Source organism: Prosthecobacter sp. Pr1, assembly GCF_057652315.1.
On the sequence record NZ_JBYFBS010000021.1, the window covers coordinates 72398 to 97024 of the forward strand.

Consider the following 24627-nt stretch of genomic DNA (forward strand, 5'->3'; position numbering starts at 1 on the left):
TTCTGCCTTTGAGCTCCGGTGGCAGCCGGGCACCTGGCAAAGACGCCCAACCACTTTTTTGAAAACTTATGCCGACGTCCGCACCTTTACCTCCGCTCGTTTACATCAGCTACAGTCGAGCTGATCGCATCTGGCGAGATCGCATTGTTGAGTGTCTCAACACGCTGGTCGTCAATGGCACAATTCGCCTTTGGGATGAACTTAGCATCAACCCCGGTGATAAATGGCAGGATGTGTCAGAGCAAGCCATGGAGGATGCTCAGATGGCGCTGCTTCTGGTCAGTGCTGAATCGCTTAAATCGACATTCATCACCGAGGTCGAGGCTCCTCATTTCCTGAACCGAGGCAAACCCGTGCTCCCAGTGCTGATAAGTCCATGCGCATGGCACGACGTGCCATGGCTTGCCAGCATTCAAATATTTCCGCGGAATGCGCATCCGTTGGAAGGTCTGCCTGAGAGTGGGTGGGTCGTAGAACTGGCTGACCTCCTTCTGGTGGTGGGCAAGATTGTGAAGAGCCTGCCACCGCAGCGGCCACTGCCGCCACCCGCGCCACAGGTGCGTTTACCGCAGTCGCAGCGGCCATCGCAGGCTAAATCCACCCAAGGTCCGCCCGCGAAAGCGAGCCGCGAGGTGGGACGTGTTTTCGGCACTGAGCGTGAGGCGGTTCCAATCGATGAACTGAGCAACCCCGCGGAATTTGAAGAGATCAAGCAGAAACTGATTACCTTTGCCGGTTCAAACATTGTGGGAATCCACGGTAGGCGTGGCATCGATAAATCGACGCTGGCACTCACACTCGCCCATGATGCTCAGGTAAAGCACAGGTTTCCTGATGGGATCTACTACATCCCGACACCAGGAAGCAAGGGGGCGTTGCTGGAGCAAGTGCGGCAAATTCTGGGTGAGGGCCTACCTGAAGCACCAGGCTTAGACGATAAGAAGCTGAAATTGTTTCTCGCTGACCGGAAGGTATTGCTGATATTTGATGAGCCGAATCTTGATGAGAGCAGCCGGGCTGAGATCTCCGATCTGGCACGACAAAACCGGATATTGGTCACCACCCACGACAGAGCGAGCCTACAAAAGCTGGGCGCAATCGTTCACGAGCATGTCCCCTCACGTGCAGTGGAGACGCAGGGAGGGCGCAGCGAAGGAGCACCTGTCAGTTCTACGGGTGAACGTCAGGATGAAGAGCCCCCCCGCAGTGAGGAGAGTGACGTCATCATCAGGGCGATGATTGATGGAAATGAGGAGCAGCGTTCTGCGGCGCTGGGCCAGAGCTATGGCTTGGACCCCGAGCAAAAGATTGAACTGGCGCATCATTTGCGCGTGGAGATCGAAGGACGTTTCAGTCCGCAAGCTGAAGCAGAGTTCTCAATGGCAGCACGTGATCCAAAAAAGATGCCCACGATCCGGTCATGGATGCTGAGCCTGCTCATCAGAGTGGATGCGGAAGGAGAAAGCAGCCGCAGATGCATCCGCAAGCATTTGCAAAGCGAGCATGAAAACGACAGGAATGTGAGGTTTTGGACCCTGGCAGGTTTGTATCGCGTAGAGGCATCCTATCTGGCTGAGGCTGTGGAGATGTGCGCAGACGATGGCATGCCTGAAGTGGCCGCGCTGGCGGCCGCAATCTCATCGCCTGGTGATGAGCGGCTCCATGATGAGTTCAGGAGAAAGATGAACTCGGCCAAGTTTGAGGAGATATGGCATGTTCTTCGGGTTCTGCGTGTGATTTCCATTCCGGCGCTTGCCGAGAATGTATGCGCTCTTCTCGGACGGTCAGTTCAAGGAAAGACTCTGGCCTATGATGCACTCTACGCTCTGGCAGACCCCGAGATGGGGTCGGTGGCGGCCAGGGCGCTGGCCCTCAATCCTGGAGTGGCGGGGGTAGTGGCGCTGATCATCCGCGAAGTGCAGGACGCGAATGTGAATGCGGCCAAAGGCTTTTCGATCCTGCTTGCCCAATTTGTGGCAGCAGATGTGAACCGAGCACTGCAAGAGGCGAGGGAGAAAAGCGAGACTCGCAGGTCTGCGAGCATGCTGGAGGATTTCTTGAAGACCTACCGTGAGGCGATCAGGAAAAGAAACGTGCGACCCGCGAAGAATGAAGCGCCCCACCAGAGCAACTACTCGAACTTCGCCCCTGATCGTGCCGCCTATGGGCGACGAGCGCCGAATGCTTTGCTGGAAGATGCGCTGGGGGTCAGGGATTATGCCAGGCATCTGGCGCAGCTCATTGCAGCCAAGGACACTGCGATGCCGCTTTCCATCGGCCTGTTCGGTGCGTGGGGCGCAGGGAAGTCGCATTTCATTGATCTGCTGGACGAACATCTCCGCACGCTCACCGGTGGTGGTCAGGGCAAGGCTTTTCATGAGCAGATCGTGCAGATCCGGTTCAATGCGTGGCACTATCTGGACGCGAATCTGTGGGCGAACCTGGTCTGCGAAATTTTCGACCAACTGTTTGCGAAGCTGAACAAAGATGCCAGTGCGGAAAAGAAGCAGCAGGTGGAAAATTTGAAGGATGCGCTGGCCGCGCAAAGCGCGCTGAAAGCCGCGGCGGACGAGGAGCTGAAGACGGCGGAAAAAGCACGGCAGAAGGCGGCGGACGACCTGCGCGTGGCGGTGCAGAAAAGGCAGGAAGAAGAAGACAAGGTCAGCGGCATGCTGGACACACTTAAAAACCTGCTGAAAAACGATCAAACCGTGCTCAAGGAACTGCATGGAGTGGCCAAGGGTCTGGGACTGCCTGAGGTGGAAAAATCCTTTGCCGAACTGGAGGCGCGCGCGGCGGAGGTACGCTCTCTGGGTGGGCGCTTCAAGGCGATAGTGCTGGCGGTGGTCACGGGACGCGGATGGTGGTGGCGTGGGCTGTTGCTGATGGTGGCTCTGGCGGTGCCCTTTGTGGTGTCCTGGTTGATGGATTCTGCCATGCTCAAAGGTCTTCTGGATGAAGCCGGGCGTATGGTTGCGCAGGTGCTGGCGGCACTGATGGCGGTTTCGACCTGGATTTCGGTCCAGGTCAAGTCAGGCGGCGCACTGGTCAGCAAGCTGGAGAATGCCTATGAAAAGGTGAAGCGGGCGCGCGCCAATCGCGAGGCTGAGGACCGCGATACAATAGCGGCGCAAAAAGCACTGGCGGAGAAGCAGCAGGCGGAGGAGGCGGCGCGACATACGCTACACGAGGCTGAGGCGAAAATAAATGCGATCAGTGCGGAGATCGCAGAACTGGCGCCAGGCCGTCAACTGATCCGCTTTCTCAAGGAACGTGCTTCAGGAGAGGACTACCGACGGCACCTGGGGTTGGTAAGCCTGGTACGGCGGGACTTTGAGCAACTCAGCAATCTGATGACTGAAGCGAGTGAAGAAAGAGCCAAAGCCGAAGCAGGCGAAGGTGAAGGTGAAGTAAAGACCAGCGGGGGTGATGCAAAGAGTGGTCTGGAGGCAGCAGCCAAGCCTGAACTGCCACCGATCGACCGCATCGTGCTTTACATCGACGATCTTGATCGGTGCCGCGCGGACCGGGTGATCGAAGTGCTGGAGGCTGTACATCTGCTGCTGGCGTTTCCACTTTTTGCAGTGGTGGTGGCAGTGGATCCACGCTGGCTGAGGCAGAGCCTGCTGGATCATTATCCGCGCCTGCTAGGCGGTGCGGATGAAGCAGACGCTGCCATGAGAGGCCCCAGACATGGGCGGCCTGCCACACCCCAGGACTATCTGGAGAAGATATTTCAGGTACCGTTTCATTTGCAGGCGCTGGAGCAAAAAGGGTATGTGGCGCTGGTGAAGAAGCTTTTCTCCATCGAGAAGGCAGACTCGAAGAAAGCCCCATCTGTGATCGTGCCTCTTGATGGTGCTACGACTCTTGGTAGTAATGCTGTGACTCCTGATGGTGGCGCGACTTCTGGTGGTGCTGCCACTTCTGGTGGTGCTGCCACTTCTGGTGGCGCTGCCACTTCTGGTGGCGCTGCCACTTCTGGTGGTGCTGCCACTTCTGGTGTAACGCGGCAGACCGATCCGCAACGGATGGTGCTTACTGCGCACGAAGTGAATGATGTACAATTTTTCCAGCCACTGTTCCAAACACCGCGCGCACTGAAGCGGTTGGCGAACACCTATAGCCTTGTCAGGGTGGGCGTGGAAAAGAATGAGTGGGGGGACTACCTCGGCTCTGCCGAGGCGCCCGGCATCTATCGAGTGCCCATGCTTTTGCTGGCCGTGACTTCGGCGTTTCCAGCTCTGGCCCGCCCTTGGCTGCTCTGGTTGCGGGAATCAAACCGAACTCAATGGGAGTTCTCGGAACAGGACGTGGTATACCTTGCCAAAAAACATGCCGACACAACTGACAGGGAGGACTGGCAGAGGCTGGCCAGCGCCATGACATCATTCACTCAGTCGTTGGACGATCCCGAAATAGTGGGCTGGCCTGCGCCAGATGAGGAACTGCTCGATACATGGGTGCCTAAAGTAGCGCGCTACTCGTTCTGACACGGCTGTGAACAGCCCGTGCGATGGATTTCGATGCACGGGGTATATCGCCCATCAAGAATAATTGCTTCTGCTTTTGCGCGGTTTTTTTTAGTGCTGCCACGAACGTCATTGCCCGCCTTGCCTGCCTTGCAAATTGGGAGGAGATTGCGAGTGCTTTTTGCTGGAAGGACTACGGAAAAAAGTTGGCGGGCGTGGCGGCATAGCCCAATGCCTGCTGGATGCCCGCGCCCACGGAGTAGTTGTTGTCCTTTGCCTCGATGACGACGATGGGGATGTCGGGGTCGGAACCCGGAACGAGCTCAAGATCGAGAGTACTTTGATTTTTTTCGCAGGTAAAAAACATTTTCGCTTGCGGTTTGAAATTTGGGCCCAAGACTTGTTAGCAGACAGCCTGACGGAGTGGAGAACTCGGAGGGGAATTCAAAATGATTTTTTGGACCTCGATTTTTCCTTTTTCTTCGCATGCCTCTGCTCCCCTCTCCTCCCTCTGCCGCGGGCTCTTCTGCGGCTTCTGGTTCCTCGCCTGCGCGGGGTTCTGCTGCTGACATCCTGGCGGCGCTGCGCGCGAAGGCGGCGCTGGTGCGCAAACGGAAGAAGACGCCGCTGGAGGATGCGCTGGCGGCGGATGGGGGCACGCGTGCGGTGCGGCTGGTGCAGTGGGCGCGGACGCAGAAGGCGGGCTATGATGCGGGGCTGGTGCAATGGCGGGCGAACCGCCTGAAGTGGAGCCAGGAGGCGCAGGATATTTTTGACCACCGGGCGCGTGCACGACGTGAGAAGGCGGAGGTGGAGGATGCGCTGAGCATTTTCGAGATGGCGAATGATTCGGTGAACATCGTGGCTTCGCTGGCGGAGTTCGCGGCGGCGCAGGCGGAGCAGGACATCTATGGCGGGGAGCCGTGGTTCGCGGCGAACCCGGTGGGCCAGGCGGATACGAAGCTGGCGGATGACATCCAGCACCACCTGCAGTGGACGTTTCGCGATGGGAGATTTGTGGATGCGCAGTGTCTGGGGATCGACCAGGCGGTGACGCTGGGGGAGTGCTTTATCAAGACGCTGTATGCGACGGATGTGGATGAGCATGAGGCGGCGACGCCGTGCCTGCATGCGGACGGGCAGCCGGTGGTGGATGCGCTGGGCGAGTATGTGACGAGTGATGCGCAGGTGAAGAAAATGGGCCGCCGACTGAAGGGGAAGCTGGAGTGGAAGGAGGTGTATGAGACGCGCCAGACGATCATCCGCCAGGGGGTGGAGGCGGTGCCGATCCACTTCAATGACATCAGCTTCCGTGAGGATGCGCCGGAGCTGGATCTGCGGCATACGAATGTGTATGTGAGCGTGGAGATGAGCACGTTTGAGGCGATGCGGCGCTTTCACCTTTCGAAGGAGGATGCGGTGCGGCTGGCGCGCTGCGCGGAGACGCGGATCTGCAGTGATGAGGAGGCGCAGCGTGAGCGGACGGCGGATGCGACGGTGACGTGCGCGCCGGCGGATGAGCCGCTGGGCGAGGTGGAGGCGGAGCAGCTGCTGAACACTCGCGTGAGACTGATCGAGGCGTACATCCGTGCGGATGTGACGGGCACGGGCAAGGAGGCGCGGATGTGCATGGTCTTCCCGCCTTACCATGAGGACTGGATCATCTGGGCGGATTACCTGGCGAACATTTCGCCGAAGGCTGAGCTGCCGATCAAGTGTGATGTGTGGGAGCCTGTGCCGCACCGGCTTTATGGTCGGGGGTTTTTCGCGAAGTATGCGTACCTGCAGACGGCGACGGACAATCTGTGGAATCAGGTGAACTTCCGCAATGAGATGCATGCGAATCCGCTGACGGCGGTGCATGAGGAGAATCTGCAAACGGATGAGGACGGTGGCGAGATGGTGATCGGCCCGGGGAAGACACTCAAGCCAAAGGCTGGGAAGCGGCTGGGGGATTGCATTGAGTTTGCGATTTTGCCGGATGCGGACAATCGCAGTCTGGAGCTGTTTCAAACGGGGATGCAGCTGGCGCAGTTGAGGAGCGGGATCACGAGTGCGAGCCAGGGGGATCTTTCGAGCGTGCCGGAATCGAACACGGCGACGGGGATCAAGTCTTTGATCAGTCGTGCGGCGGTGCTGCTGAAGAAGCCGATCCGGAGGCTGCGGAGATCGAAGGGCCGGGGCTTCAGCTATGCGGTGAAGCTGCACTACGCGAACTTTGACCGCGCGGAGGCCTTTGTGTGGGGCGAGGGGCACAACAAGGAGCTGGTGACCATCACCCCGGAGCATGTGCGTGACCTGGACATTGATGTGGAGATGCTGCTGACACAGGAGCAGAACCAGAACAAGCTGCAGGGCGCGCAGGTGATGATGCAGCAGCTGCAGGGCTACTCGGGCATGCCGGAGACGGACAAGGCGGGGGCACGCGTGGGCGTGGTGCAGGCGTTGAAGGCGCTGGAATTCTCCAACGCGGAGGAGATGGTGCGCAAGCCGGTGGTGACGCTGGAGAGCTGCCTGCCGCTGCTGCCGCCCGAGGAGGCGGAGAAGCTGAAGGGCCTGATCGCGCTGCAACAGCAGCAGGAACAAGCGGCCGCGCAGCAGCAGCAGGCGCCGGGTGCGGCACCGGATCAAGGTGCCACGCCGGGTGCGCCGCCGATGCCAGGGGCTGGTATGGCGGGTGCGCCGGGGATGATGCCGCCGGGGGCGGGCATGCCGGGTGGTGCGCCGATGCCGCAGAGAGCGGGTGCGCCGATGAACGTGCAGGGACAATGAGACAGCCAGACTATCAGACTATGAGACATTCAGTTTTCAAGACTCTAGGACTGCTTCTGGCGGATAAAGCCTGCGGCGCGCAGTGATCGAGGACGAGCAGGAGAACGAGGACGATTTTCAGATAACAAAGAACCAAGGACGAAAAACACAAAACACACTACTACCATGAAGAAGCACACTATGCTATTGTTTGTCATCGCCGCCGCCATTGCCACGACCGCCCTGGCGGTGGACAGCGTGGATGTGATGCTGCGGAAGATTTTCGGCACGGAGACCGCACCGATCGCGCCGCCGCTGTCGCTCACGAGCCATGCGCTGGTGGGCAGGGACAACCGCGTGGTGGTCAATGCCTACCATGGTGCGCTGGAGTTTCAGGGCAGCACGTTTGACAGCAAGGCGACGACCCTGGCGATCACGAACCCGAGCGCGAGCCGCACGGTGACCTTTCCGGATGGCAGCGGCACGGTGGCGCTGAACGGCACGGCGGCGCTGACGGCGGGTAGCACGGTGAGCTTTGCGCCGGCATCCAGCGTCTCTTGTTACACGCTGACGCCAGGGGAGGACGAGACGATCAACGCGGTGACGACGGGGGCGGTGTCGGGGAGGACTTACTCTTTGGTGATCACCACCAGCGGGACGACGAGCCGCACGCTGACGTTTTCCACGAACTTCAAGACGACGGGCACGCTGGCCACGGGGACGACGAGCGCGAAGAAGTTCGTCATCACCTTCATCTTTGACGGCACCTCCTTCAACGAGGTGAGCCGCACGACGGCGATGTGAGCTGCCATGCGCCGCCCGGCACTCATCATTTAACACGCACCACTCTACTACTTCGATAATCCAGCACTCCGATGCTCCACGACTTCCCAGCCCAACTCCCGTCGGGATTGCGACACGCAATGATCGAGGACGAGTTCGAGTAGGAGGACGAGGACGATCACTAGATAAAGCCCCTCATTATTCCGCATTCCGCACTCCACATTTTTTCAATCCTAACACCCATCGCACACCATGCCTGCCTCACGACGCCGCACACCGCTTGATCCCATGTCCATCCCCGGAGCCCTCCAGGAGATGGTGCCAAACTCGTCCTTTCGCGCGGTCACGCCGTCTGACACCTCCCCCATCAAAGGGGGCCCGGCGCGCGCGCTCTATGTGGGCGGCACGGGCGATGTGGTGGCCATCAACGAAAACGGAGCGGCCGTGAAATTTGCGGGCGTGCCGGCAGGCGCCGTGCTGCCCATCGCGACCTCCCGCGTGAACGCCACGAACACCACGGCAACGAACATTGTTGCGCTGTGATATTATGATCGGACTCGGACTCGCACTGCCACTCTTTCAGCCGCCGCGTGACATCACGCCGGGTGGCGCCACGGACGTCTGGGAGTGGGAGGCCGGCCTGGGCATGCAGTGGGAGACGAATATGAACACCCCCGTCGAATAAAAATATTATGGCTGACCTTCCCATCTCAAGCGCCGCCCCTCTGGACCACTCCACGATAGCGACTGGCGATCTTTTACCCGTGGTAGACATCTCCGCCTCCTCCGGCAGCAAGGGGAGCAGGATCACCGTGGGAGAACTGACGACGACAGTGAACGGCACCCTGCTCGGAGCCTCGAACATCTTCACCGCGAGCGGAGCGGCCTCCTCCCCTGCCCTCTCGCTGACGGGCTCCATTTTCACGGGCGGGACCTCGACGACGACGAAGCCGCTGTTTTTGGTGGAGCCGCAGGGGACGACGAGCAACAACTGGAAGACAAATGGCACTCTGTTTGGCCTCAATGCGTCAAGTGGCTTTGGCGGCAATTTAATCGATTTGCAAGTTTCCGGGGCAAGTAAGTTCGCGGTCAATGCAGCGGGAACAATCATCGGCCCGACTGGGGGGTGGCAGGTGTTTAGCAGCGGCTCTCTCCAGTTTGAATTAATCAACTATGGAACGTCATTTGGATTCCTAGGAGCGGGAATAATCATAGGCGGTCTACATGCCCTTACTTGGACGTCATACAACGGGGGGGCGAGCATCATTCCAGTTGAAGGGGGCGGTTGCATGAGGTTGTCGGGCAGTGATTACAGCTATGTGCAAAAGCCGTTCACTCTCCACTTATCAGGCTGGTACCAGGATGATTCCAATTATGAACGCCTTGCTCTGACAACAGCTTCCGGCCCCTATCAAATCAAGCCAGAGGCTGCGGGCACGGGCACGCTACGGGATTTGAGCCTTGGTGCCAGCGGAGGCAGAACATTGATTCAAAGCTCCATACTCCAGTTTGGTGGCACCACCTCCTCATACCCTGCACTTGCTACTGAGAGTGGCGTTTTGCAGGTTCTTCTAGCCGATGGATCCGGCTATGCCCCCCTCGACGCTCAGGGGTATTCGGTCGGTGGAACTCCAGGAGCGTCTGGTTCGGCCACCGGGGCAAACACCTTGACCATTGTAAATGGCATCATCACCAACATTTCATAATGACTGACCCTTTCATGAACAAACCCGACACCAACACCCAGCGCAGCATCATTGAAAACGCGATCAAGGCCATCGAGGCCGAGAGCTATTCGCTCACGCTCTCCGGCGAGGCGATGAAGACCATCGGCATGGTCGAGAAGGCGACCGAACTCGGCGAGCAACTGGCGAAGTCCATGAAGTTGCATGCCTTCTACACCGCAAAGCTCCATGAACTGGCCTGAGCCAGGCAACACGTTCACCTCCAGCAGACCTTGAACGCGACACCTCCGGAGAGGCCCATCGCTCCTGCACGCTCGAACGCCACCAACAACACCGCCACGAACACCAACATCGCAGCTCATTGATTTTATGATCGCACTCGGACTGGCCCTGCCTCTTTCACAAACACGCGACTCCACGCCGGGCGGCGCGGAGGATGTGCTGCTGCTGGCGGACGGCTCCGGCGGCCTGCTGCTGGCGGACGGCTCCAGTTTTCTGCTGCTTTCCCACTGAATACCACACCCTATTACTTTATGGCTGACAAAACACTCGCTTCACTGACCGCTGCCTCCCCTGCCACGGGAGGGCTGATTTATGGCACTCAAGGTGGCGCTGATCGGAAATTCACGCTGACGGCGGCGGGGGCGGCGGTGCTGGAGTCCAGCACGACGGCGGAGCAGCAGACAGCTCTGGGATTGGGGGCGCTGGCCACACAAAACAGCATCACCCCGGGCAGCACCGCCACCAGCGGCGCGAGTGCGGGGGATCTTCTGACGAGCGACGGCAGCGTGGTTCAGAATCTCACCCCGGGAGCCGGAGTGAACACAGCGATTGGCAACGCTGTGAATGACAGCGGTGGCCTGCTGACGCATGACATCATCGGCACCAGTGGAGCCAAGCTGCCGCTGTTGTCTGAGGCGAACACCTTTGGCCAGGAGCAATCCATTGATGTCGTGTCAGGCCGCCTTTTGACGCTCAAGCTGGCAGGCACAGACTACACTTACATCACCGACGAAGGACTCTTCCTTGGGATGCCTGGAGTCTCTGGCTACCAGGCGAGAATCTGCTCGAACTGGGGAGCACTTGGCCTGTGGGGCAATTGCATAAGCTACAACTACGGTCTCCATTACCGAGCCACTGGTTGGTCAGGTGAGATTGACTATTTCAATTTGTGGGACACCGGTGCGGCCAATCAGATGGATTTGCGGAACGGCACTTCTGCCCAGGTGCTGCGCATTACCAACACTTACACGAGCACAACCAACTGGGAGGCTTTCGTGATCGACTGGCAGACGACAGCCAATACAGTACGTCTGGGCACCGAGGTGGGCAGCGGCGGTGGAACGGCGCGTGAATTACAGTTCATCCGAGGCGGCGTCGTCAAGGCCACCATCGGGGCAAACACCACCGACCATGCACAGCCGGTGAAGCTGCCGAGCTACACGGTCAGCAGCCTGCCTTCGGCCTCCACCTGCGGTGCGGGCAGCATGGCCTTCGCCACGGATGCGACCAGCACCACCGCCTACACCACAGCCGCAGGTGGTGGCAGCAGCAAGGTGCTGGTCATCAGCGACGGCACCAACTGGGTCATTCATTGATTTCCCACCTCATGATCTCCGGCACTGCAGCGTCCAGAAACGAATGCCCTCGCCTGCTTCCGCCGGGAGCTTCTGGCATGCCCCCGCCACCACCCGCATTCCTCAGCCCGCTTACTTCCGCCAGCATGCATGAACCTCTACCATCTGCTCCGCTTCCATACCGCGCTGTCCAGCATGGCCGGGCCATCGCCCGCCTTCATGCAGGGAGAGGCGCTCAGGCGGCACACGGTTTCACCAGCGCGACGCAACACCTGGCGGCGCGGAGGAGGTGCCGCTTCCTGCGGAAGGCGCCAGTTTCCTGATTCTTTCCCGCTGAACACCACACTCTACCACCTCATGGCTGACCAAACACTCGCTTCCTTGACCGCCGCAACTCCTGCCACGGGAGGGCTGATTTATGGCACGCAGGGCGGTTCGGACCGGAAATTTACGGTGACTGCAGCGGGGGCGGCACTCATTGAGTCCACGACAGGCATCAAATATCCAGAAATGGCGTTTGTATATGAGGCCAGCGGGAATGACACGAGCGGCGCAGTTGGAGACCCGGCCAGGCCTTTTGCAACAATCCAAGCCGCTTACAATGCTGGAGCGAAAAACTTCTCCATAATTGGAACGGTGGGCGATTTGCTTCTAGGCTCTTCGGACTCTTTGGCTTTCTTTGGAGTCAATTCAGACACCTCGAAGATCGGAACAATTTCATGCATTCAAGGTGTCGGATATGCCAATCTCCGTGGCAATGGAAGGGACATGGTTTCCATTGATCAAATCACTTTTACAGGAGATCCAGGAATGATTGGTACAAGTGTTGGGATGGATGGGACTGATGGAGTTACTTCGCCAAGTTTTGCTCTTTATGGTGTGAGTGTTACAGCCATAACCCTTGTCGGTGGCACTGGAGGAACTGGCTCGACTGGAACTACCGATCCAGGCAGTGGTGATGGTTATGCAGGAGGCAATGCTGGAAGTGGCGGGGGCGCTGGGGATGTTTCGCTTTATGACTGTTCGCTAATTGGAAACGTCTCCTTGACGGGTGGGAATGGTGGAATTGGAGGCACTGGTGGAGATGCTGGGAGCACGAATAATTCTGCCGGTCAGGGTGGAGTCGGCGGAAATGGAGGCAGCAGTGGGAGTGTTTATCTCAGCCGCACTCATGTTCTTGCCACCTCCATTGTCCAAACTGCGGGGCAAATGGGGGCAGGAGGCGGTGGTGGCTCGGGGCCTTCCGGCGGAGGAAACGGCGCTGACGGTTCGCCAGGCTATAACGGCGGAATGCAGGCTCATTGGTGTGAATTTGCATCCAGCTCAGCAACGAGCTCAATGACCCTCGTGGCTTGTATTTCAGAAGGGGTCTTCTCGGCATGATGAGAGCATCCAACAATGTCACATTGAAACCCCATGAAACTCCCGCTCGACCCCTCCCACTTTGATGTACCCCTCTCGCTGGCCACCTGCATCCTCGGTGCGGCGGTGAGCGCGCTGGGCATTGTGGCGGCCACGGTGGCGGGGTGGTATGTGCGGCTGGCGAGCATTGACCCGCAGGAGCTGGCGATCCAGCCGCTGCATGTGGTGCTCATCGGGTTCATCATCGCGCTGGCGGGGTTCATCGTGCTGATTCTGCGCGCGGTGTGGGGCAAGGGCATCGAGACGGTGAACCGCTTCAGCGATGCGCTGAACAACCAGGCGCAGCAGATCGCGGAGCTCATCGACCTGCAGACGAAGCGGGTGGAGAAGCTGGAGACGCTGAGCTTTGACGCCCTGCGGGACGCCGCCATGCAGGCCAGCAATACCATAACACACCACAAACCATGAACACGCGCACCTGCTACATCGCCATCAACGGCATTCGCAACAACCCCGGTGACGCGGAGGGGTGGACGGACCGGTTTGTGACGTGGATCAACACGCGGCTGCCGGACGGGGTGGTGGCGGAGAAGTTTGAGTATGCGTGCAGTGCGCTGCTGCGGCGGCTGCGCCAGAGGGAGCGGGCGGATGAGATTTCCAAGAAGGTGGGCTACTACCGGCGTGCGGGCTACCGCCTGGTGCTGGTGGGGCACAGCAACGGGTGCGACCTCATCGCCCGCGTGCTGGAGGCCTGCGGGGCGGAGATTGATGCGGCGCACCTCATCGCTCCGGCGGCGGATGAGGAGGACTTTGCCGAGGCCATCCGCGAGGGGCTGATCCGCCGCATTCACATCTACGGCAGCCGGCAGGATGGGGCGCTGCGCTTTGCCGCCGCCACGCGTCCGCTGATCGGCTGGCTGGGCCTGGGCTACGGCTCGCTGGGCCTGCGCGGGCGGGAGTTTGCCGCGCTCTTTCCGGAGGTGGTGCAGGACCACAGCGACGACTCCTGCGGACACTCCACCTGGCTGCAGCGCGGCGCGCAGTTTGAGGCGCTGATGCAGGCCATCAGCAAGAACGATCTCGCAGACCACCGAATACCATATACCACCATTCTTCACGGTGAAGAGTGGAGGCCTGGAGAGCGGGGCATGAATGACGAAACCAAGAACCAAGAACTAATCCCATGAAAACCCACGCACCCCTCCTTGTCACCACCGTCATCGCGGCCGTCCTGAGCCTCGGCTCCTGCACGAATCCGGCCATCCTGAAAATCACCACGCCGGCCGTGCAGGCGCAGATCATCGGAGATGTGGAGAAGGATCTCCTGGCCGGTGGCGGCGCGCTGCTCATCTCCGGTGGCAGCACCAGCGCCGCTGTGGCGGCCATGACCGCGCAGGAGCTGCGAAACATCCCTGCGCTGCAGCAGGCGCTTTCCCCGCAGGCTTCAGCCAAAAGTCCCGCTGCGGCGGTGACGCCATGAATGTGCTGCTCGGCATCGCCGCCGTGGGTCTGCTCCTGTGGGGCATGCACCTGCTGCTGAGCCACAAACCACCGCCGCCCGGCTCCAGTGAACTCTTCTGACACCCTCACACGAACCAAGAAAACACGCCCATGAAACTGACCCCCACCATCGAGCAAATGATCGAGGAAGCGCCCGCTCCCATTGAGCCCCGGCACTTCATGCGGCGGCTGCTGGAGTTCCTGAAGAACGGGCTGCACCTCTCCGCGCCAGCGCTGCCTTATGGCGCGGACTACTGCGCTCTCACCTACTCCGGGGCCTTTGTCACCACGGCCGTGTACAAAACCGGCGGCAGTGGCGGCACCATCCTCAAGACGCTGACCTTTGGCAACGACGGCACCAACATCACCTCCATCACCGCCACCTGACATGATCTTCAATCCTTTCACCGGGCAGCTCGACTCCACGGGCGGAGCCGTGCCACCCAGCACGCTGGCCTTTGCCTCCACACTCACCATCAATGCCTCCAGCGAGCGCTTCCACCGCATCTCCCTCACCGGAGACCTGACGCTGGCCGCGCCCACCAGCGGGACCGATGGCGTGCGCGTACGCCTGTGGCTGGTCGCCAGCGGCGGCACGCGCACCGTCACGCTGGATCCCGCCATCGTCATTCCCACCACGTCCACACTCACCAGCCCATTCACCGTGGCCTCCGGCACCAAGACCAAGCTGCTGCTAGAGTACGATGCGGGCCGCAGCGCGTGGGAAGTCACCAGCTACATCGCAGGCTACTAACCTTTTTCTCTTATGGCAGACATCTACTTCGGCGATGGCGTCAGCAGCACCGACGGCGACTGGAATTCCACCAGCAACTGGTATTCCAGCAAAGGCTTCTACTGCTGCGGCTATGACTACCCAGGCACGCTCATGGGCCGCCTGCCGGTGGACGGAACAGACACCGTCCACATCGTGGCTCCCGTCACAACCAACACTCCGGCAGTGTGGAATGGCGACATTGTCATCGAAGCAGGGATCCATTACCCCACCTCCCCCGTTGGCAAGATCAGCAGCGGCGTGTGGAATGGTACGGTCACAGGCGGGGGCGGTGGGCAGTACGGCTCAAGTCGTTGCGAGCTCTCGGGCGGCATCTTCAATGGCACAGTCACCTGCCAGGTGCTGCGGATCAGCTCCGGCACTTTCGCCGCCGCAGTCACGCTGGTGGGTGGCGGGACCTCCACCCAGAATCAGATCACCGGCGGAATCTTCAATGCACCAGTGGTCATTGAAGGCAAAGCCGCAAGTGTTGAAAACAGCTACCTCAAGCTGCCAGACAGCCTTGTCTCCGCCGGCACCTTCAATTCCACGGTGGACTTGAAGGGTGCCAAGGTGACAGGCGGCACCTTTTACGGCACCGTCACCAGCAACATGCCCTTCCCTGCGGGAGACAAGGAAGGCGGCGGCCAGGAAAGCAGCTACGTGCACACCCGCATCGCAGGCGGCACCTACATGCCGCTGGCCACCGTGGCGCTGATCAAATCGGGCGGCGCATGGACGCTGGACCCCGCCACGCTGCCGCTTGATCCAGGCTTCAAGCAGGGCGGCGGCACCTTTGCACCACGCATCACACTCACGGGCCTGCCCGACATCCTGGGGGCCGGACTATGATCGACCCCGCGCTCATCATCCCCTGCAACCAGGTGCCGTTTGAGCAAAACGGCGTGCTCATCACGCGCCTCACCTTGGGCGGCCATTACGAGTTCACCCAAACGGCCTGCGCCATTCCTGAGCACACGCACACGGCGGACACCGCGCATGACACGCTGATCCTCAAAGGCTGCTTCAAGCTCACGCTCGGCGGCGTGATCAAGCTGGTGCAGGCAGGAGACATTCTGGATCTGCCGCCCGGCGTGCCTCACTCCTTCATGGCGCTCGAGGATGGAGCCACGCTGGTCAACGTGAACAAACAACGCAGCCGCATGGATCCTGCCTGCACGGACGAATCACGTACACCGCCCCCGCTTTGAATCTCACACACCGCACACCGCACACCGCACATCCAGCATCCAGCATCCAGCATCCAGCATCCAGCATCCAAACTTTCCACTCCCCACTCATGAGCACCCTATCCGACACCTACGCCGCGCAGTTTCACGCGTGCAGCATCAAGACCGAACACGCCGCCGAGGTGCACGCGGAGGCGGAGCGCATCCGCCTTCACCGCCAGCGCTACGCAGCCGTGGCGGCGCAGTTTCCCGGCATGCCCTGGTGGGTGCCGGGCATCCTGCACTCCCTGGAGTGCGGGCTGAGCTTTCACCAGCACCTGCACAATGGAGACCCGCTCTCCGCGCGCACCGTGCAGGTGCCGAAAGGCCGGCCCAAGAAAGGCACGCCGCCCTTCACCTGGGAGGAGAGCGCGCGCGATGCCCTCATCTGCGACGGCCTGGATCAAATCTCCGACTGGAGCCCCAGCGCGGCGCTGGTGGCCTTTGAAAACTACAACGGCACCGGCTACCGCAGGCGCGGCGTCCCCTCCCCCTACCTCTGGTCCTTCACCGACCAGTACCGCTGCGGCAAATACACCGCCGACGGCAGGTACGACCCCCTGGCGGTCAGCCGCCAGTGCGGCTGCGCGGCGCTGCTGAAAATTATTTTTTAATCATCCGCTTGACTATTCAAATCCGGACCCAATACCATAGTATGACATTATTCAATACAGCTCCCCGGACCCTCCTCAAAGGAGTCCGTGACACCGAAGGCGGCCGCCGCGCCGCCGGAAAAGAGCCGCCCCCTCCGCAGGAGCCCGGAGCCGGGCAGGCCGCGGCCCGCCCGGGCGCACCCATGAACGACGCCGCATGACCTTTTTCATCTCACCTAATACCACTAAATACCACTAACTTTACCGATCATGTCAGCTCCCACCGTCTCCTCCATCTCCCCGTCCAGCGGCCCGCTCAGCGGCGGCGTCAGCGTGACGATCACCGGAACCAGCTTCACCGGGGCCACCGGCGTCACCATCGGCGGCGCGGCGGCCACAGACCTCGTCGTGGTGAGCGACACCAGCATCACCTGCACCACCCCGGCGGGCAGCGCCGGCACGGCGAGCGTGGTCGTCACGACAACGGCTGGCAGCAACGCGAACAACAGCCTCTTCACCTATGGGCCCACGGTCACCAGCGTCTCCCCGTCCAGAGGCCCGGCCATCGGCAGCACCAGCGTGACGATCACCGGGACCAACTTCACCGGAGCCACGGGCGTCACCATCGGCGGCGTGGCGGCCACCGGCATCACCGTGGTGAATGCCACCACCATCACCTGTACCACCCCGGCGGGCAGCGCAGGTCCGGCCAGCGTGCTGGTCACGGCCCCCTACGGCACGAATGCGGCCAACACCCTGTACACCTATGGGCCCACGATCACCAGCATCCTGCCAGCCAGCGGCCTGCCCAGTGGCGGCACTCCGGTGACGATCACCGGCCTTGGCTTCGCGGGCGCCAGTGGCGTGACCATCGGCGGCGTCGCGGCCACCGGTTTCACCCTGAGCACGGATAAAACCCAGATCACCTGCATCACCCCTTCCGGCAGTCTGGGCAGCGCGAGCGTGGTCGTCACAGCCACCATCGGCTCCAATGCGGACAACAGCCTCTTTACCTATGCCCTGGCACCCACAGTCACCAGCATCTCTCCAGACACGGGCTCGACGTTGGGCGGTATCAGTGTGACGATCACCGGCACCGATTTCAACGGCGCCACCGGCGTTACCATCGGCGGCGTGGCTGCGACGAATGTCGTCGTGGTAGATAATACCACCATCACCTGCACCACCGGGCCGGGCATTGCAGGCACGGCCAGCGTCCTCGTCACCACCCCCAGCGGCACGAATGCGGCCAACACCCTCTATACCAATGTGGCGCCGCCCACGGTCACCAGCATCTCCCCGCCCACCGGTCTGCCCATGGGCGGTGCCAGTGTGACGATCACCGGCACCCACTTCACCGGAGCCACCAGCGTCACCATCGGCGGCACGCCGGCCACCGATGTCATTGTGACCGACACCACCATCACCTGCACCACCCCGGTGGGCAGTGGAGCGGCCAGCGTGCTGGTCACCACCCTCGGTGGCACGAATGCGGCCAACACCCTCTTTACCTACCAGCCACCACCAGCAGTCACCAGCGTCTCGCCGCCCATCGGCGCGTCCACAGGCGGCACCAGTGTGACGATCACCGGCGCAAACTTCATCGGCGCCACCGGCGTCACCATCGGCGGCACGGCGGCCACGGGGTTCACCGTGGTCAATGCCACCACCATCACCTGCACCACGCCTGCGAAAAGCGCAGGCACAGCCAGCGTGCTGGTCACCACAGACGCCGGCACGAATGCGGCCAACAGCCTGTTTTTGTATGTGGTGGCAGCGCCCACAGACACCTACATCTATCTCAAAGGCGGGCGCGGCGACGGCTTTGTGCCGCTCTGGACCGGGACACTGGCCGAGGAGGGCATGGTCAGCGACACCGGCAGCGCCCAGGGAACCGCCGGCAAGGAAGTCAGCGAGCCGTACCGTGACATCCACAACTACTCCACCACCGTCAAAGCGGCGGTGCAGACACCTTACAACTACTCGATCACCGCAGGGGACCTGGTGCTGAACGGCACCGCCTTCAAAGCCACCAGCGCAGCCCCCTCCGCCCTCTCAGGACTCGTCAACATGTATGGCCTCCCCGCTGCCGGCATTTACTCAGCCTACGACAAGCTTGGAGTCAGTGCTGTTCCGACCACTGGATCTGCCAGCATGGCGCTGACGGGCATCACCCCGCAGGTGTCAGACGAGGTGGCGCATGAAAAGCCCCGGCAGTACGCCCGGGTGGCCACCTGGCTGATCTTCATCTCTCAGAACGGGCTGCCCTACAAATTCCGCAAGGACTCCGTCCTCGGCTGGGGCTCCAAACCACGCAGCGAATAACCCGCCCACCGCCATGCCCTCCATCAACACCAACTTCGACTGGGTGGACACACCCAATCCCACCGAGCGCGCCTTCTCCATCACCGCGAAGGAAGGAGTGGGGGACATGATCCCCGACTTCCTCAACAACATCGTGCTCTGGAGCGACTGCCCCGCGTGGATCAAAAACGCCGAGACCATCCCCGAACACCTGCAGGGCTACACCCTGGTGAGCGCCACCAAGGCAGACTACCAGAAGCGCACCTTCATCTTCGGCAAGACCCGCACCCTGGAGGAGCGCAACAAGCCCTACCACGTGGAGTGGGAGCTCCGCCCCATGGCCTGGCCCACCGTGCTCTACAAGCTCTGGTTTGAAGAAGGCAAAATCCCCATCTCCGGCACGGACAGCAACGGCAACATCCAGAGCACCAAGAGCCTGCTGGAGCGCTCCAAATTCCGCCGCGGCGCCGTCTATCCCACCTGGCACAAGATCAGCCGCTTCCTGGCCGAGCGCCCCTTTGCCAAGACGCAGCACCTCACCCCCATCACCGACACCATCAATTACTCCTTTGATGGCATCAGCGGCAGCTACCCCGACTGCCTGCACCCCGACTGCAGCTTCCCGCAGATCCAGGGCAGCAGCAAAGTCATCTTCGGCGCCGGCACCACCGGCGTGGAGATCGGCGGAGACCTCATCGCGCAGTTCTATCCCGCCACCAACATGACCGACTGGGAAAAGCACGTCATCGAAGACTCCCGCTACCCCGTCACCGGCATGTACTTCCGCCAGCTCGTGGAAGCCTACCCGCCCATCGACGACCGCGAAATCCAGGGGTGAGCACTGCATTCCCGCCGTGTGGCTCCACCTCAATCTATACCATATGTTACCAGCAAGAAGCATCTAGAAATCCTCCCACCTCCTCGCGCTTGCGGCACGCAATGATCGAGGAGGAGTAGGAGAACGAGAACGATTCCAAGAAGCTCCGCATCCGGCATCCGGCATCCGGCATCCGGCATCCAGCATCCAGTCATGCAATCCGACCACCCCACGCCCCCCTCTGACCACTGGCTCGCCAGCCCCGTGACCGTCTCACAGGACGGCATCCAGACGACCACCGGCATCGGTCAGAACAACACCATCATCCGCCAGCCCGCGCAGCCCATGGTAAATTACAGGAGCAGCAGCGGCGGCAGCTCCAGCACCCAGATCAACCTCCCCCCTCCTACGAAGGGAGTCATCGGCGACCTGTGGACAAACTTCTTCGTCAGCCTGGGCCTGGATCCCAACACGAATCCGGGCGGAGGCGGGAGTGGGGGGGGAGGTGAAAATCCGACGCCGCATCCGCATCCGCATCCGCATCCGCATCCGCATCCGCATCCGCACCCGCATCCGCATCCGCATCCGCATCCGCATCCGCACCCGCACCCGCATCCGCATCCGCATCCGCATCCGCATCCGCATCCGCATCCGCATCCGCATCCGCATCCGCATCCGCACCCGCACCCGCACCCGCATCCGCATCCGCATCCGCATCCGCACCCAGAACCACATCCGCACCCGCACCCAGAACCACATCCGCATCCACCTGCACCTCATCCGCATCCACCTGCGCCTCATCCGCATCCACCTGCACCTCATCCGCATCCACCTGCGCCTCATCCGCATCCACCTGCGCCTCATCCGCATCCACCTGCGCCTCATCCGCATCCACCTGCGCCTCATCCGCATCCAACAACGACAACAACAACGACAACGACAACGACGACCACAACGCCTACTCCAACCACCACGACTACGACCACAACCACGCCTCCTCCGACTACGACCACAACCACGCCTCCTCCGACTACGACCACAACCACGCCTCCTCCGACTACGACCACAACCACGCCTCCTCCCACTACGACCACAACCACACCTCCTCCGACTACGACCACAACCACGCATCCTCCGACTACGACCACGACCACACCTCCTCCGACCACCACAACTACGCCTCCTCCGACCACCACGACCACACCTCCATGAAGGTCACCTGCATCATGACTGGCAACGACTCCAGCCTGCGCGATCTCGTTCTGAGATCAGGACTCGGCGTGCATGAGTGGGCGCTGAGATTCAACGGATTCTCGCTTGGGGCACCTGCCTCACCTACCGTGCCACGCAGCCACCTGCCGTTTACGGCTCGCTCAGCATGGCCGTCATGTTTTCGGCTGCTTATGCCATGGGGCCCACCAGCCGCAGAAAGGAACCGGCATTTCTCATGAACCGATCCTTGACCATCGGCATGCTGACGTATGACGACTTCGACGGCGTCTATTTCACCGTGCAAAGCCTGAGACTGCACCACCCGGAGGCAATGGAACAGGTAGAGTTTCTCATCCTCGACAACCACAGCGAAAGCGCGCACGGGAAGGCGGTCAAAGATCTGACGGCATGGGTGCGCCAGCCGCTGCGTTACATGCCAGTCACTGGGCGCACGGGCACAGCCCTGCGGGACATGATCTTTGAGCATGCTCAGACTCCGCACGTCCTATGCCTGGACTCACACGTGATGCTGGCCCCCGGAGCGCTGACAAGACTCATCGCCTTCATGGACGCCGGCCATGATGCCGGCAACCTGCTGCAGGGCCCCTTGATCATGGACAATCTGGACCAGGTGCAGACGCACATGGAGCCTGTTTGGCGCGCAGGCATGTGGGGCATCTGGGCGCATGACAAACGAGGCGATGACATGAAATCCCCCCCCTTTGAAATTCCCGCCCATGGCATGGGTCTGTTCGCCTGCCGCAAAGACGCCTGGCTGGGGTTCAACACAGACTTCCGGGGGTTTGGCGGAGAGGAATGCTACATCCATGAAAAGTTCCGCCAGGCAGGCCGCAAGACGTTATGCCTGCCCTTCCTGCGCTGGCTGCACCGCTTCGCCAGGCCGGCCGGCGTCCCCTACCCCAATTGCTGGAAAGACCGCATTCACAACTACCTGCTGGGCCATGCCGAACTGGGGCTGGATCCAGAGCCCGTGATCAAACACTTCCGCAGTCATCTTGGCGATGCCTTGGTCGATTCGGCCCTCCCTTCCATCACCTAGCCGCTTTGAAAGCATGATTTTTCACCAACATAAAGCGGTCTTTTTCCACATCCCCAAAACCGCCGGTTACGCCATGGAGCAACACTTCGCCCCAGGCGATCTGGACTACACAGTCTATGACTCCGGATGCGTCTTTGGCATGAAGGACAGCCTGATGACGCAGCATTTCCCTTACTCAGAGATGATCAAACTCGTGTCCCAGGACCTCATGCGGGAGTACTTCAAGTTCGCCTTCGTCCGCAATCCATGGGACCGCCTGTTCAGCGCCTACGCCTATTTGAAAACGCTGCATGACAAACTGTACGGCGGCTTTGAACAATGGCTGAGCTTTGTCTGTGCTCAGGTTCGTGAACGCACATACGAGCCCGGCGCGCATCACGCACCGCAGTCCGACTATCTGCTGCATGAAGGCAGCGAGGTGCTGGACTTTGTGGGGAGGTATGAAAACCTTCAGCAGGATTTTGCCTCAGTCTGCTCCAGGCTGGGCATTGCCAGCGGCCAGCTACCCGTGCTAAACAAGACCCTCCTGAAGACGGGGCATTACAGCGAGTTTTACAACCGTTCCATGGTTGAACTCGTGGGCGCGACTTATCACCAAGAAATCGCCTTGCTTGATTACTCTTTTGAGCCAGCCCCATTGTCCGAACAAGCGGCCCAGACGGGCACGGAATCAACATCCCAGATAACGCCTCAATCGAATGGACGGCCTAAAAATCTGAGGATTGCGGAACTGCCTGGAGACTTGTCATTTCATTCAAATTCCTCCGCCTGTTCGGCCGAAAAGCGCGGACACACCCACTCGCAAATTCCCCATCTTAAACCATGAGCCCGACACTGCCCATTCGTGGTATTGAGACAAAGCCAATGGTTATATCACCACCAGCGGTGCCCTTGGAGATTCCGCTACACCATACCGTATGCCTTGTAGGAAACGGCCCCGGAGTCCTTCACTGCTCAGGTGCTGATATTGATGCACATGACGTGGTCATTCGCTTCAACAGATTCCGGCTGGCAGGTTTTGAGCAGCATACCGGAGTAAAAACCACGATATGGAGCACCTTCGGCCATGGGTGCCTGCCCGGAGACGAAGATCAGAGACCCAAGCGCATGATCTTTGCGTACGGTGAAACCGGGGAGCCAGCCTACACACCTGATGTCATTCATCGTCTTCCCCGTGCGTTCTATCGGGCCGTTCAACAAAGGGTCAGGGAACACTCCCAACGCACTGGGGAGAGGCTAGAACGCATGGGAATGACCAGCGGGTTGGTAGTTGCCGTCTGGCTGCTGGAATCCATTGGCGTTTCTTCTTTGTCGCTGGCCGGCTTCGACCACTTCAGCAAAAGCCGGAGCAAATTGCATCACTACTACAATCCCCGGTCTTATGCGCAGCCACCAGAACACGATGGTGATGCGGAGGCCGCCATACTGGCTCCATATGTGGCAAGCGGCAGGGTCCGCTACTTATAGCATATCTTGGCTATACCATATACCGTCATGAAAATACATGCCGTTGCGCTCATTAACACTAAACTCCACCAAAGTGCGCTGAAAACCTGGGTGGACCAGCGCTGTCAAGCGGCAGGCATTGAAGTACGGTGGGAAGTAGTGACAGTAGGGCATACCGAACATTACAAGCCTTTGTTTCTCGCCCATTCAAATGTCCTAACATGGAGCTTCCGGATGCCCCACGCATGGATGGCAGCACGCGGCAAGAATATTCTCTACATGCAGACGAGTCTGATCCATCAGCCAGCCGGTGTTTTTGTGGATCATGGCGGCTTTTTTGCAGACTCCAACTTGTGCCGTAAGCAGACATGGCGGGAAACTCATGACGTGGACCTAGAGGCAGCGGCAAGACGGTGGTTTGGCTGGCAGTTGGGGTCTGGGGGCAAAGAAGATGGTCCTCTTTTGGTGGCATTACAGACACGCATGGACGCTTCCATGCGTCACTATTACCCATCAGCTGCTTCAGAAGCAGATAAAGTGGTGCATACTTTGAAACTGCTTAAAGAGTATCTCCCATGCGAAAGACGAGTCCTTATTCGACCTCACCCATCTGAAAGGAAATTGTTCAACACAGATTTTGACTCTGCCACACGCGGTCAGTGGCGGAAAAGCTGGGAACTAGATCTGGAAGCCACGCTGGCTGAGCGCCTGCCACAGTGCTCTGCCCTGGTGACAGTAAACTCGACATGCGCTAGCGAGGCAGCACTGCTAGGCATTCCCACCGCAACACTCGGACTTTCTGCCTTCACTGGTAGCGGGGTAACTCTGGAATGCTCAGACAATCCTTCACGGCTGCGTGAGCTAGCGTCCTGGCGTCCTGATATGAAAAGATGCACGGCCTATGCGCAAGCCGTGCTCGGGAGGCATTTTCTTCCATATGACGCCCAAGGAGCCGTTTCAGCAGAGTTCGATGCATGGCTGAAAAAGACCGGAGCAGCGCCTCCCATGCCGGTATGATTTTTTGTGCGCACTCAAGATATTCCCTCCTCATAAGCGTCATCCAA

General features: G+C 60.2%; 27 protein-coding genes. 24 read left to right on the plus strand and 3 right to left on the minus strand.

What is annotated here, in order from left to right; all coding sequences use genetic code 11:
• The first annotated feature begins 68 nt into the window (after positions 1-68).
• Entirely contained in the window at positions 69-4493 is a 4425-nt protein-coding gene (locus tag AC24GY_RS25240) for a P-loop NTPase fold protein (RefSeq protein ID WP_487688654.1), read from the plus strand.
• A 172-nt stretch (positions 4494-4665) separates the two neighbouring features.
• Here the strand turns inward: AC24GY_RS25240 and AC24GY_RS25245 are convergent, their stop codons facing one another.
• A complete protein-coding gene (locus tag AC24GY_RS25245) occupies positions 4666-4839 on the minus strand; it encodes a hypothetical protein (protein WP_487688753.1) in 174 nt (57 codons plus the stop codon).
• A 119-nt stretch (positions 4840-4958) separates the two neighbouring features.
• Between AC24GY_RS25245 and AC24GY_RS25250 the strand changes: the two genes are divergently transcribed.
• The 19 genes from AC24GY_RS25250 (at position 4959) to AC24GY_RS25340 (ending at position 19866) form a co-directional block, all read left to right on the plus strand.
• The gene (locus AC24GY_RS25250) at positions 4959-7244 is read left to right on the plus strand and encodes a portal protein (protein ID WP_487688657.1); all 2286 of its coding nucleotides are present in this window, start codon (positions 4959-4961) and stop codon (positions 7242-7244) included.
• Positions 7245-7409: 165 nt separating this feature from the next.
• Positions 7410-8027: a hypothetical protein gene (locus tag AC24GY_RS25255; RefSeq protein ID WP_487688660.1), complete on the plus strand. Its 618-nt coding sequence runs from the start codon at positions 7410-7412 to the stop codon at positions 8025-8027.
• A 231-nt stretch (positions 8028-8258) separates the two neighbouring features.
• Positions 8259-8549: a spike base protein, RCAP_Rcc01079 family gene (locus AC24GY_RS25260; RefSeq protein WP_487688663.1), complete on the plus strand. Its 291-nt coding sequence runs from the start codon at positions 8259-8261 to the stop codon at positions 8547-8549.
• 4 nt (positions 8550-8553) lie between these two features.
• Positions 8554-8691, plus strand: coding sequence for a hypothetical protein (locus AC24GY_RS25265; protein ID WP_422318514.1), 138 nt, complete (start codon positions 8554-8556; stop codon positions 8689-8691).
• A gap of 7 nt (positions 8692-8698) precedes the next feature.
• Positions 8699-9712, plus strand: coding sequence for a hypothetical protein (locus AC24GY_RS25270; protein ID WP_487688666.1), 1014 nt, complete (start codon positions 8699-8701; stop codon positions 9710-9712).
• Positions 9713-9726: 14 nt separating this feature from the next.
• The gene (locus AC24GY_RS25275) at positions 9727-9933 is read left to right on the plus strand and encodes a hypothetical protein (RefSeq protein ID WP_487688669.1); all 207 of its coding nucleotides are present in this window, start codon (positions 9727-9729) and stop codon (positions 9931-9933) included.
• 127 nt (positions 9934-10060) lie between these two features.
• Positions 10061-10204: a hypothetical protein gene (locus tag AC24GY_RS25280; RefSeq protein WP_422318520.1), complete on the plus strand. Its 144-nt coding sequence runs from the start codon at positions 10061-10063 to the stop codon at positions 10202-10204.
• 20 nt (positions 10205-10224) lie between these two features.
• Entirely contained in the window at positions 10225-11289 is a 1065-nt protein-coding gene (locus tag AC24GY_RS25285) for a hypothetical protein (protein ID WP_487688671.1), read from the plus strand.
• A 336-nt stretch (positions 11290-11625) separates the two neighbouring features.
• Entirely contained in the window at positions 11626-12651 is a 1026-nt protein-coding gene (locus AC24GY_RS25290; protein WP_422318524.1) for a hypothetical protein, read from the plus strand.
• Between the two features lie 33 nt (positions 12652-12684).
• Positions 12685-13098 (plus strand): hypothetical protein, encoded by a 414-nt coding sequence (locus tag AC24GY_RS25295; RefSeq protein WP_422318526.1) that lies wholly within the window; start codon positions 12685-12687, stop codon positions 13096-13098.
• Positions 13095-13817, plus strand: a complete 723-nt coding sequence (locus tag AC24GY_RS25300; RefSeq protein WP_487688674.1) for a hypothetical protein — start codon at positions 13095-13097, stop codon at positions 13815-13817. Before AC24GY_RS25295 ends, AC24GY_RS25300 begins: the two co-directional genes overlap by 4 nt.
• Positions 13814-14110, plus strand: a complete 297-nt coding sequence (locus AC24GY_RS25305; protein WP_487688676.1) for a hypothetical protein — start codon at positions 13814-13816, stop codon at positions 14108-14110. The genes AC24GY_RS25300 and AC24GY_RS25305 overlap by 4 nt, the downstream gene beginning before the upstream one ends.
• Positions 14111-14241: 131 nt before the next feature.
• The gene (locus tag AC24GY_RS25310) at positions 14242-14517 is read left to right on the plus strand and encodes a hypothetical protein (RefSeq protein ID WP_487688679.1); all 276 of its coding nucleotides are present in this window, start codon (positions 14242-14244) and stop codon (positions 14515-14517) included.
• Between the two features lies 1 nt (position 14518).
• Positions 14519-14884: a hypothetical protein gene (locus AC24GY_RS25315; RefSeq protein WP_487688682.1), complete on the plus strand. Its 366-nt coding sequence runs from the start codon at positions 14519-14521 to the stop codon at positions 14882-14884.
• 12 nt (positions 14885-14896) lie between these two features.
• Entirely contained in the window at positions 14897-15754 is an 858-nt protein-coding gene (locus AC24GY_RS25320) for a hypothetical protein (protein ID WP_487688685.1), read from the plus strand.
• The gene (locus tag AC24GY_RS25325) at positions 15751-16113 is read left to right on the plus strand and encodes a cupin domain-containing protein (protein ID WP_487688688.1); all 363 of its coding nucleotides are present in this window, start codon (positions 15751-15753) and stop codon (positions 16111-16113) included. The genes AC24GY_RS25320 and AC24GY_RS25325 overlap by 4 nt, the downstream gene beginning before the upstream one ends.
• 89 nt (positions 16114-16202) lie before the next feature.
• Positions 16203-16745: a peptidoglycan-binding protein gene (locus AC24GY_RS25330; protein WP_487688691.1), complete on the plus strand. Its 543-nt coding sequence runs from the start codon at positions 16203-16205 to the stop codon at positions 16743-16745.
• Between the two features lie 249 nt (positions 16746-16994).
• Positions 16995-19049, plus strand: coding sequence for a beta strand repeat-containing protein (locus AC24GY_RS25335; RefSeq protein WP_487688693.1), 2055 nt, complete (start codon positions 16995-16997; stop codon positions 19047-19049).
• Positions 19050-19062: 13 nt separating this feature from the next.
• On the plus strand, positions 19063-19866 hold the full coding sequence (locus tag AC24GY_RS25340) for a hypothetical protein (protein ID WP_487688696.1): 804 nt from the start codon (positions 19063-19065) through the stop codon (positions 19864-19866).
• A gap of 427 nt (positions 19867-20293) precedes the next feature.
• Here the strand turns inward: AC24GY_RS25340 and AC24GY_RS25345 are convergent, their stop codons facing one another.
• Both AC24GY_RS25345 and AC24GY_RS25350 read right to left on the minus strand, forming a co-directional pair.
• A complete protein-coding gene (locus AC24GY_RS25345) occupies positions 20294-20770 on the minus strand; it encodes an alanine-zipper protein (RefSeq protein WP_487688699.1) in 477 nt (158 codons plus the stop codon).
• Positions 20748-21041, minus strand: a complete 294-nt coding sequence (locus tag AC24GY_RS25350) for a hypothetical protein (protein WP_487688701.1) — start codon at positions 21039-21041, stop codon at positions 20748-20750. The genes AC24GY_RS25345 and AC24GY_RS25350 overlap by 23 nt, the downstream gene beginning before the upstream one ends.
• A gap of 251 nt (positions 21042-21292) precedes the next feature.
• On the opposite strand from AC24GY_RS25350, the gene AC24GY_RS25355 reads away from it, so the two are divergent.
• From AC24GY_RS25355 to AC24GY_RS25370, 4 genes are read left to right on the plus strand one after another with little or no spacing between them, the layout of a single operon-like run.
• The gene (locus tag AC24GY_RS25355) at positions 21293-22117 is read left to right on the plus strand and encodes a glycosyltransferase family A protein (RefSeq protein ID WP_487688704.1); all 825 of its coding nucleotides are present in this window, start codon (positions 21293-21295) and stop codon (positions 22115-22117) included.
• A gap of 13 nt (positions 22118-22130) precedes the next feature.
• Positions 22131-22943 (plus strand): sulfotransferase family 2 domain-containing protein, encoded by an 813-nt coding sequence (locus AC24GY_RS25360; RefSeq protein ID WP_487688706.1) that lies wholly within the window; start codon positions 22131-22133, stop codon positions 22941-22943.
• Positions 22940-23584, plus strand: a complete 645-nt coding sequence (locus AC24GY_RS25365; RefSeq protein WP_487688708.1) for a glycosyltransferase family 29 protein — start codon at positions 22940-22942, stop codon at positions 23582-23584. The genes AC24GY_RS25360 and AC24GY_RS25365 overlap by 4 nt, the downstream gene beginning before the upstream one ends.
• Positions 23585-23611: 27 nt before the next feature.
• Positions 23612-24580 carry a capsular polysaccharide export protein, LipB/KpsS family gene (locus AC24GY_RS25370; protein WP_487688711.1) on the plus strand — a complete coding sequence of 323 codons (969 nt, stop codon included), beginning with the start codon at positions 23612-23614 and terminating at the stop codon, positions 24578-24580.
• The last annotated feature ends 47 nt before the right edge of the window (positions 24581-24627 follow it).

Bases quoted from the DNA above. Each gene is read 5' to 3' on its own strand.
- AC24GY_RS25370 (WP_487688711.1), top strand. From the start codon at position 23,612: ATGAAAATACATGCCGTTGCGCTCATTAACACTAAACTCCACCAAAGT.
- AC24GY_RS25295 (WP_422318526.1), top strand. From the start codon at position 12,685: ATGAAACTCCCGCTCGACCCCTCCCACTTTGATGTACCCCTCTCGCTG.
- AC24GY_RS25285 (WP_487688671.1), top strand. From the start codon at position 10,225: ATGGCTGACAAAACACTCGCTTCACTGACCGCTGCCTCCCCTGCCACG.
- AC24GY_RS25275 (WP_487688669.1), top strand. From the start codon at position 9,727: ATGAACAAACCCGACACCAACACCCAGCGCAGCATCATTGAAAACGCG.
- AC24GY_RS25340 (WP_487688696.1), top strand. From the start codon at position 19,063: ATGCCCTCCATCAACACCAACTTCGACTGGGTGGACACACCCAATCCC.
- AC24GY_RS25260 (WP_487688663.1), top strand. From the start codon at position 8,259: ATGCCTGCCTCACGACGCCGCACACCGCTTGATCCCATGTCCATCCCC.
- AC24GY_RS25310 (WP_487688679.1), top strand. From the start codon at position 14,242: ATGAAACTGACCCCCACCATCGAGCAAATGATCGAGGAAGCGCCCGCT.
- AC24GY_RS25330 (WP_487688691.1), top strand. From the start codon at position 16,203: ATGAGCACCCTATCCGACACCTACGCCGCGCAGTTTCACGCGTGCAGC.
- AC24GY_RS25365 (WP_487688708.1), top strand. From the start codon at position 22,940: ATGAGCCCGACACTGCCCATTCGTGGTATTGAGACAAAGCCAATGGTT.
- AC24GY_RS25335 (WP_487688693.1), top strand. From the start codon at position 16,995: ATGTCAGCTCCCACCGTCTCCTCCATCTCCCCGTCCAGCGGCCCGCTC.
- AC24GY_RS25240 (WP_487688654.1), top strand. From the start codon at position 69: ATGCCGACGTCCGCACCTTTACCTCCGCTCGTTTACATCAGCTACAGT.
- AC24GY_RS25255 (WP_487688660.1), top strand. From the start codon at position 7,410: ATGAAGAAGCACACTATGCTATTGTTTGTCATCGCCGCCGCCATTGCC.
- AC24GY_RS25305 (WP_487688676.1), top strand. From the start codon at position 13,814: ATGAAAACCCACGCACCCCTCCTTGTCACCACCGTCATCGCGGCCGTC.
- AC24GY_RS25245 (WP_487688753.1), bottom strand. From the start codon at position 4,839: ATGTTTTTTACCTGCGAAAAAAATCAAAGTACTCTCGATCTTGAGCTC.
- AC24GY_RS25250 (WP_487688657.1), top strand. From the start codon at position 4,959: ATGCCTCTGCTCCCCTCTCCTCCCTCTGCCGCGGGCTCTTCTGCGGCT.
- AC24GY_RS25320 (WP_487688685.1), top strand. From the start codon at position 14,897: ATGGCAGACATCTACTTCGGCGATGGCGTCAGCAGCACCGACGGCGAC.
- AC24GY_RS25300 (WP_487688674.1), top strand. From the start codon at position 13,095: ATGAACACGCGCACCTGCTACATCGCCATCAACGGCATTCGCAACAAC.
- AC24GY_RS25325 (WP_487688688.1), top strand. From the start codon at position 15,751: ATGATCGACCCCGCGCTCATCATCCCCTGCAACCAGGTGCCGTTTGAG.
- AC24GY_RS25265 (WP_422318514.1), top strand. From the start codon at position 8,554: ATGATCGGACTCGGACTCGCACTGCCACTCTTTCAGCCGCCGCGTGAC.
- AC24GY_RS25355 (WP_487688704.1), top strand. From the start codon at position 21,293: ATGAACCGATCCTTGACCATCGGCATGCTGACGTATGACGACTTCGAC.
- AC24GY_RS25315 (WP_487688682.1), top strand. From the start codon at position 14,519: ATGATCTTCAATCCTTTCACCGGGCAGCTCGACTCCACGGGCGGAGCC.
- AC24GY_RS25360 (WP_487688706.1), top strand. From the start codon at position 22,131: ATGATTTTTCACCAACATAAAGCGGTCTTTTTCCACATCCCCAAAACC.
- AC24GY_RS25290 (WP_422318524.1), top strand. From the start codon at position 11,626: ATGGCTGACCAAACACTCGCTTCCTTGACCGCCGCAACTCCTGCCACG.
- AC24GY_RS25270 (WP_487688666.1), top strand. From the start codon at position 8,699: ATGGCTGACCTTCCCATCTCAAGCGCCGCCCCTCTGGACCACTCCACG.
- AC24GY_RS25280 (WP_422318520.1), top strand. From the start codon at position 10,061: ATGATCGCACTCGGACTGGCCCTGCCTCTTTCACAAACACGCGACTCC.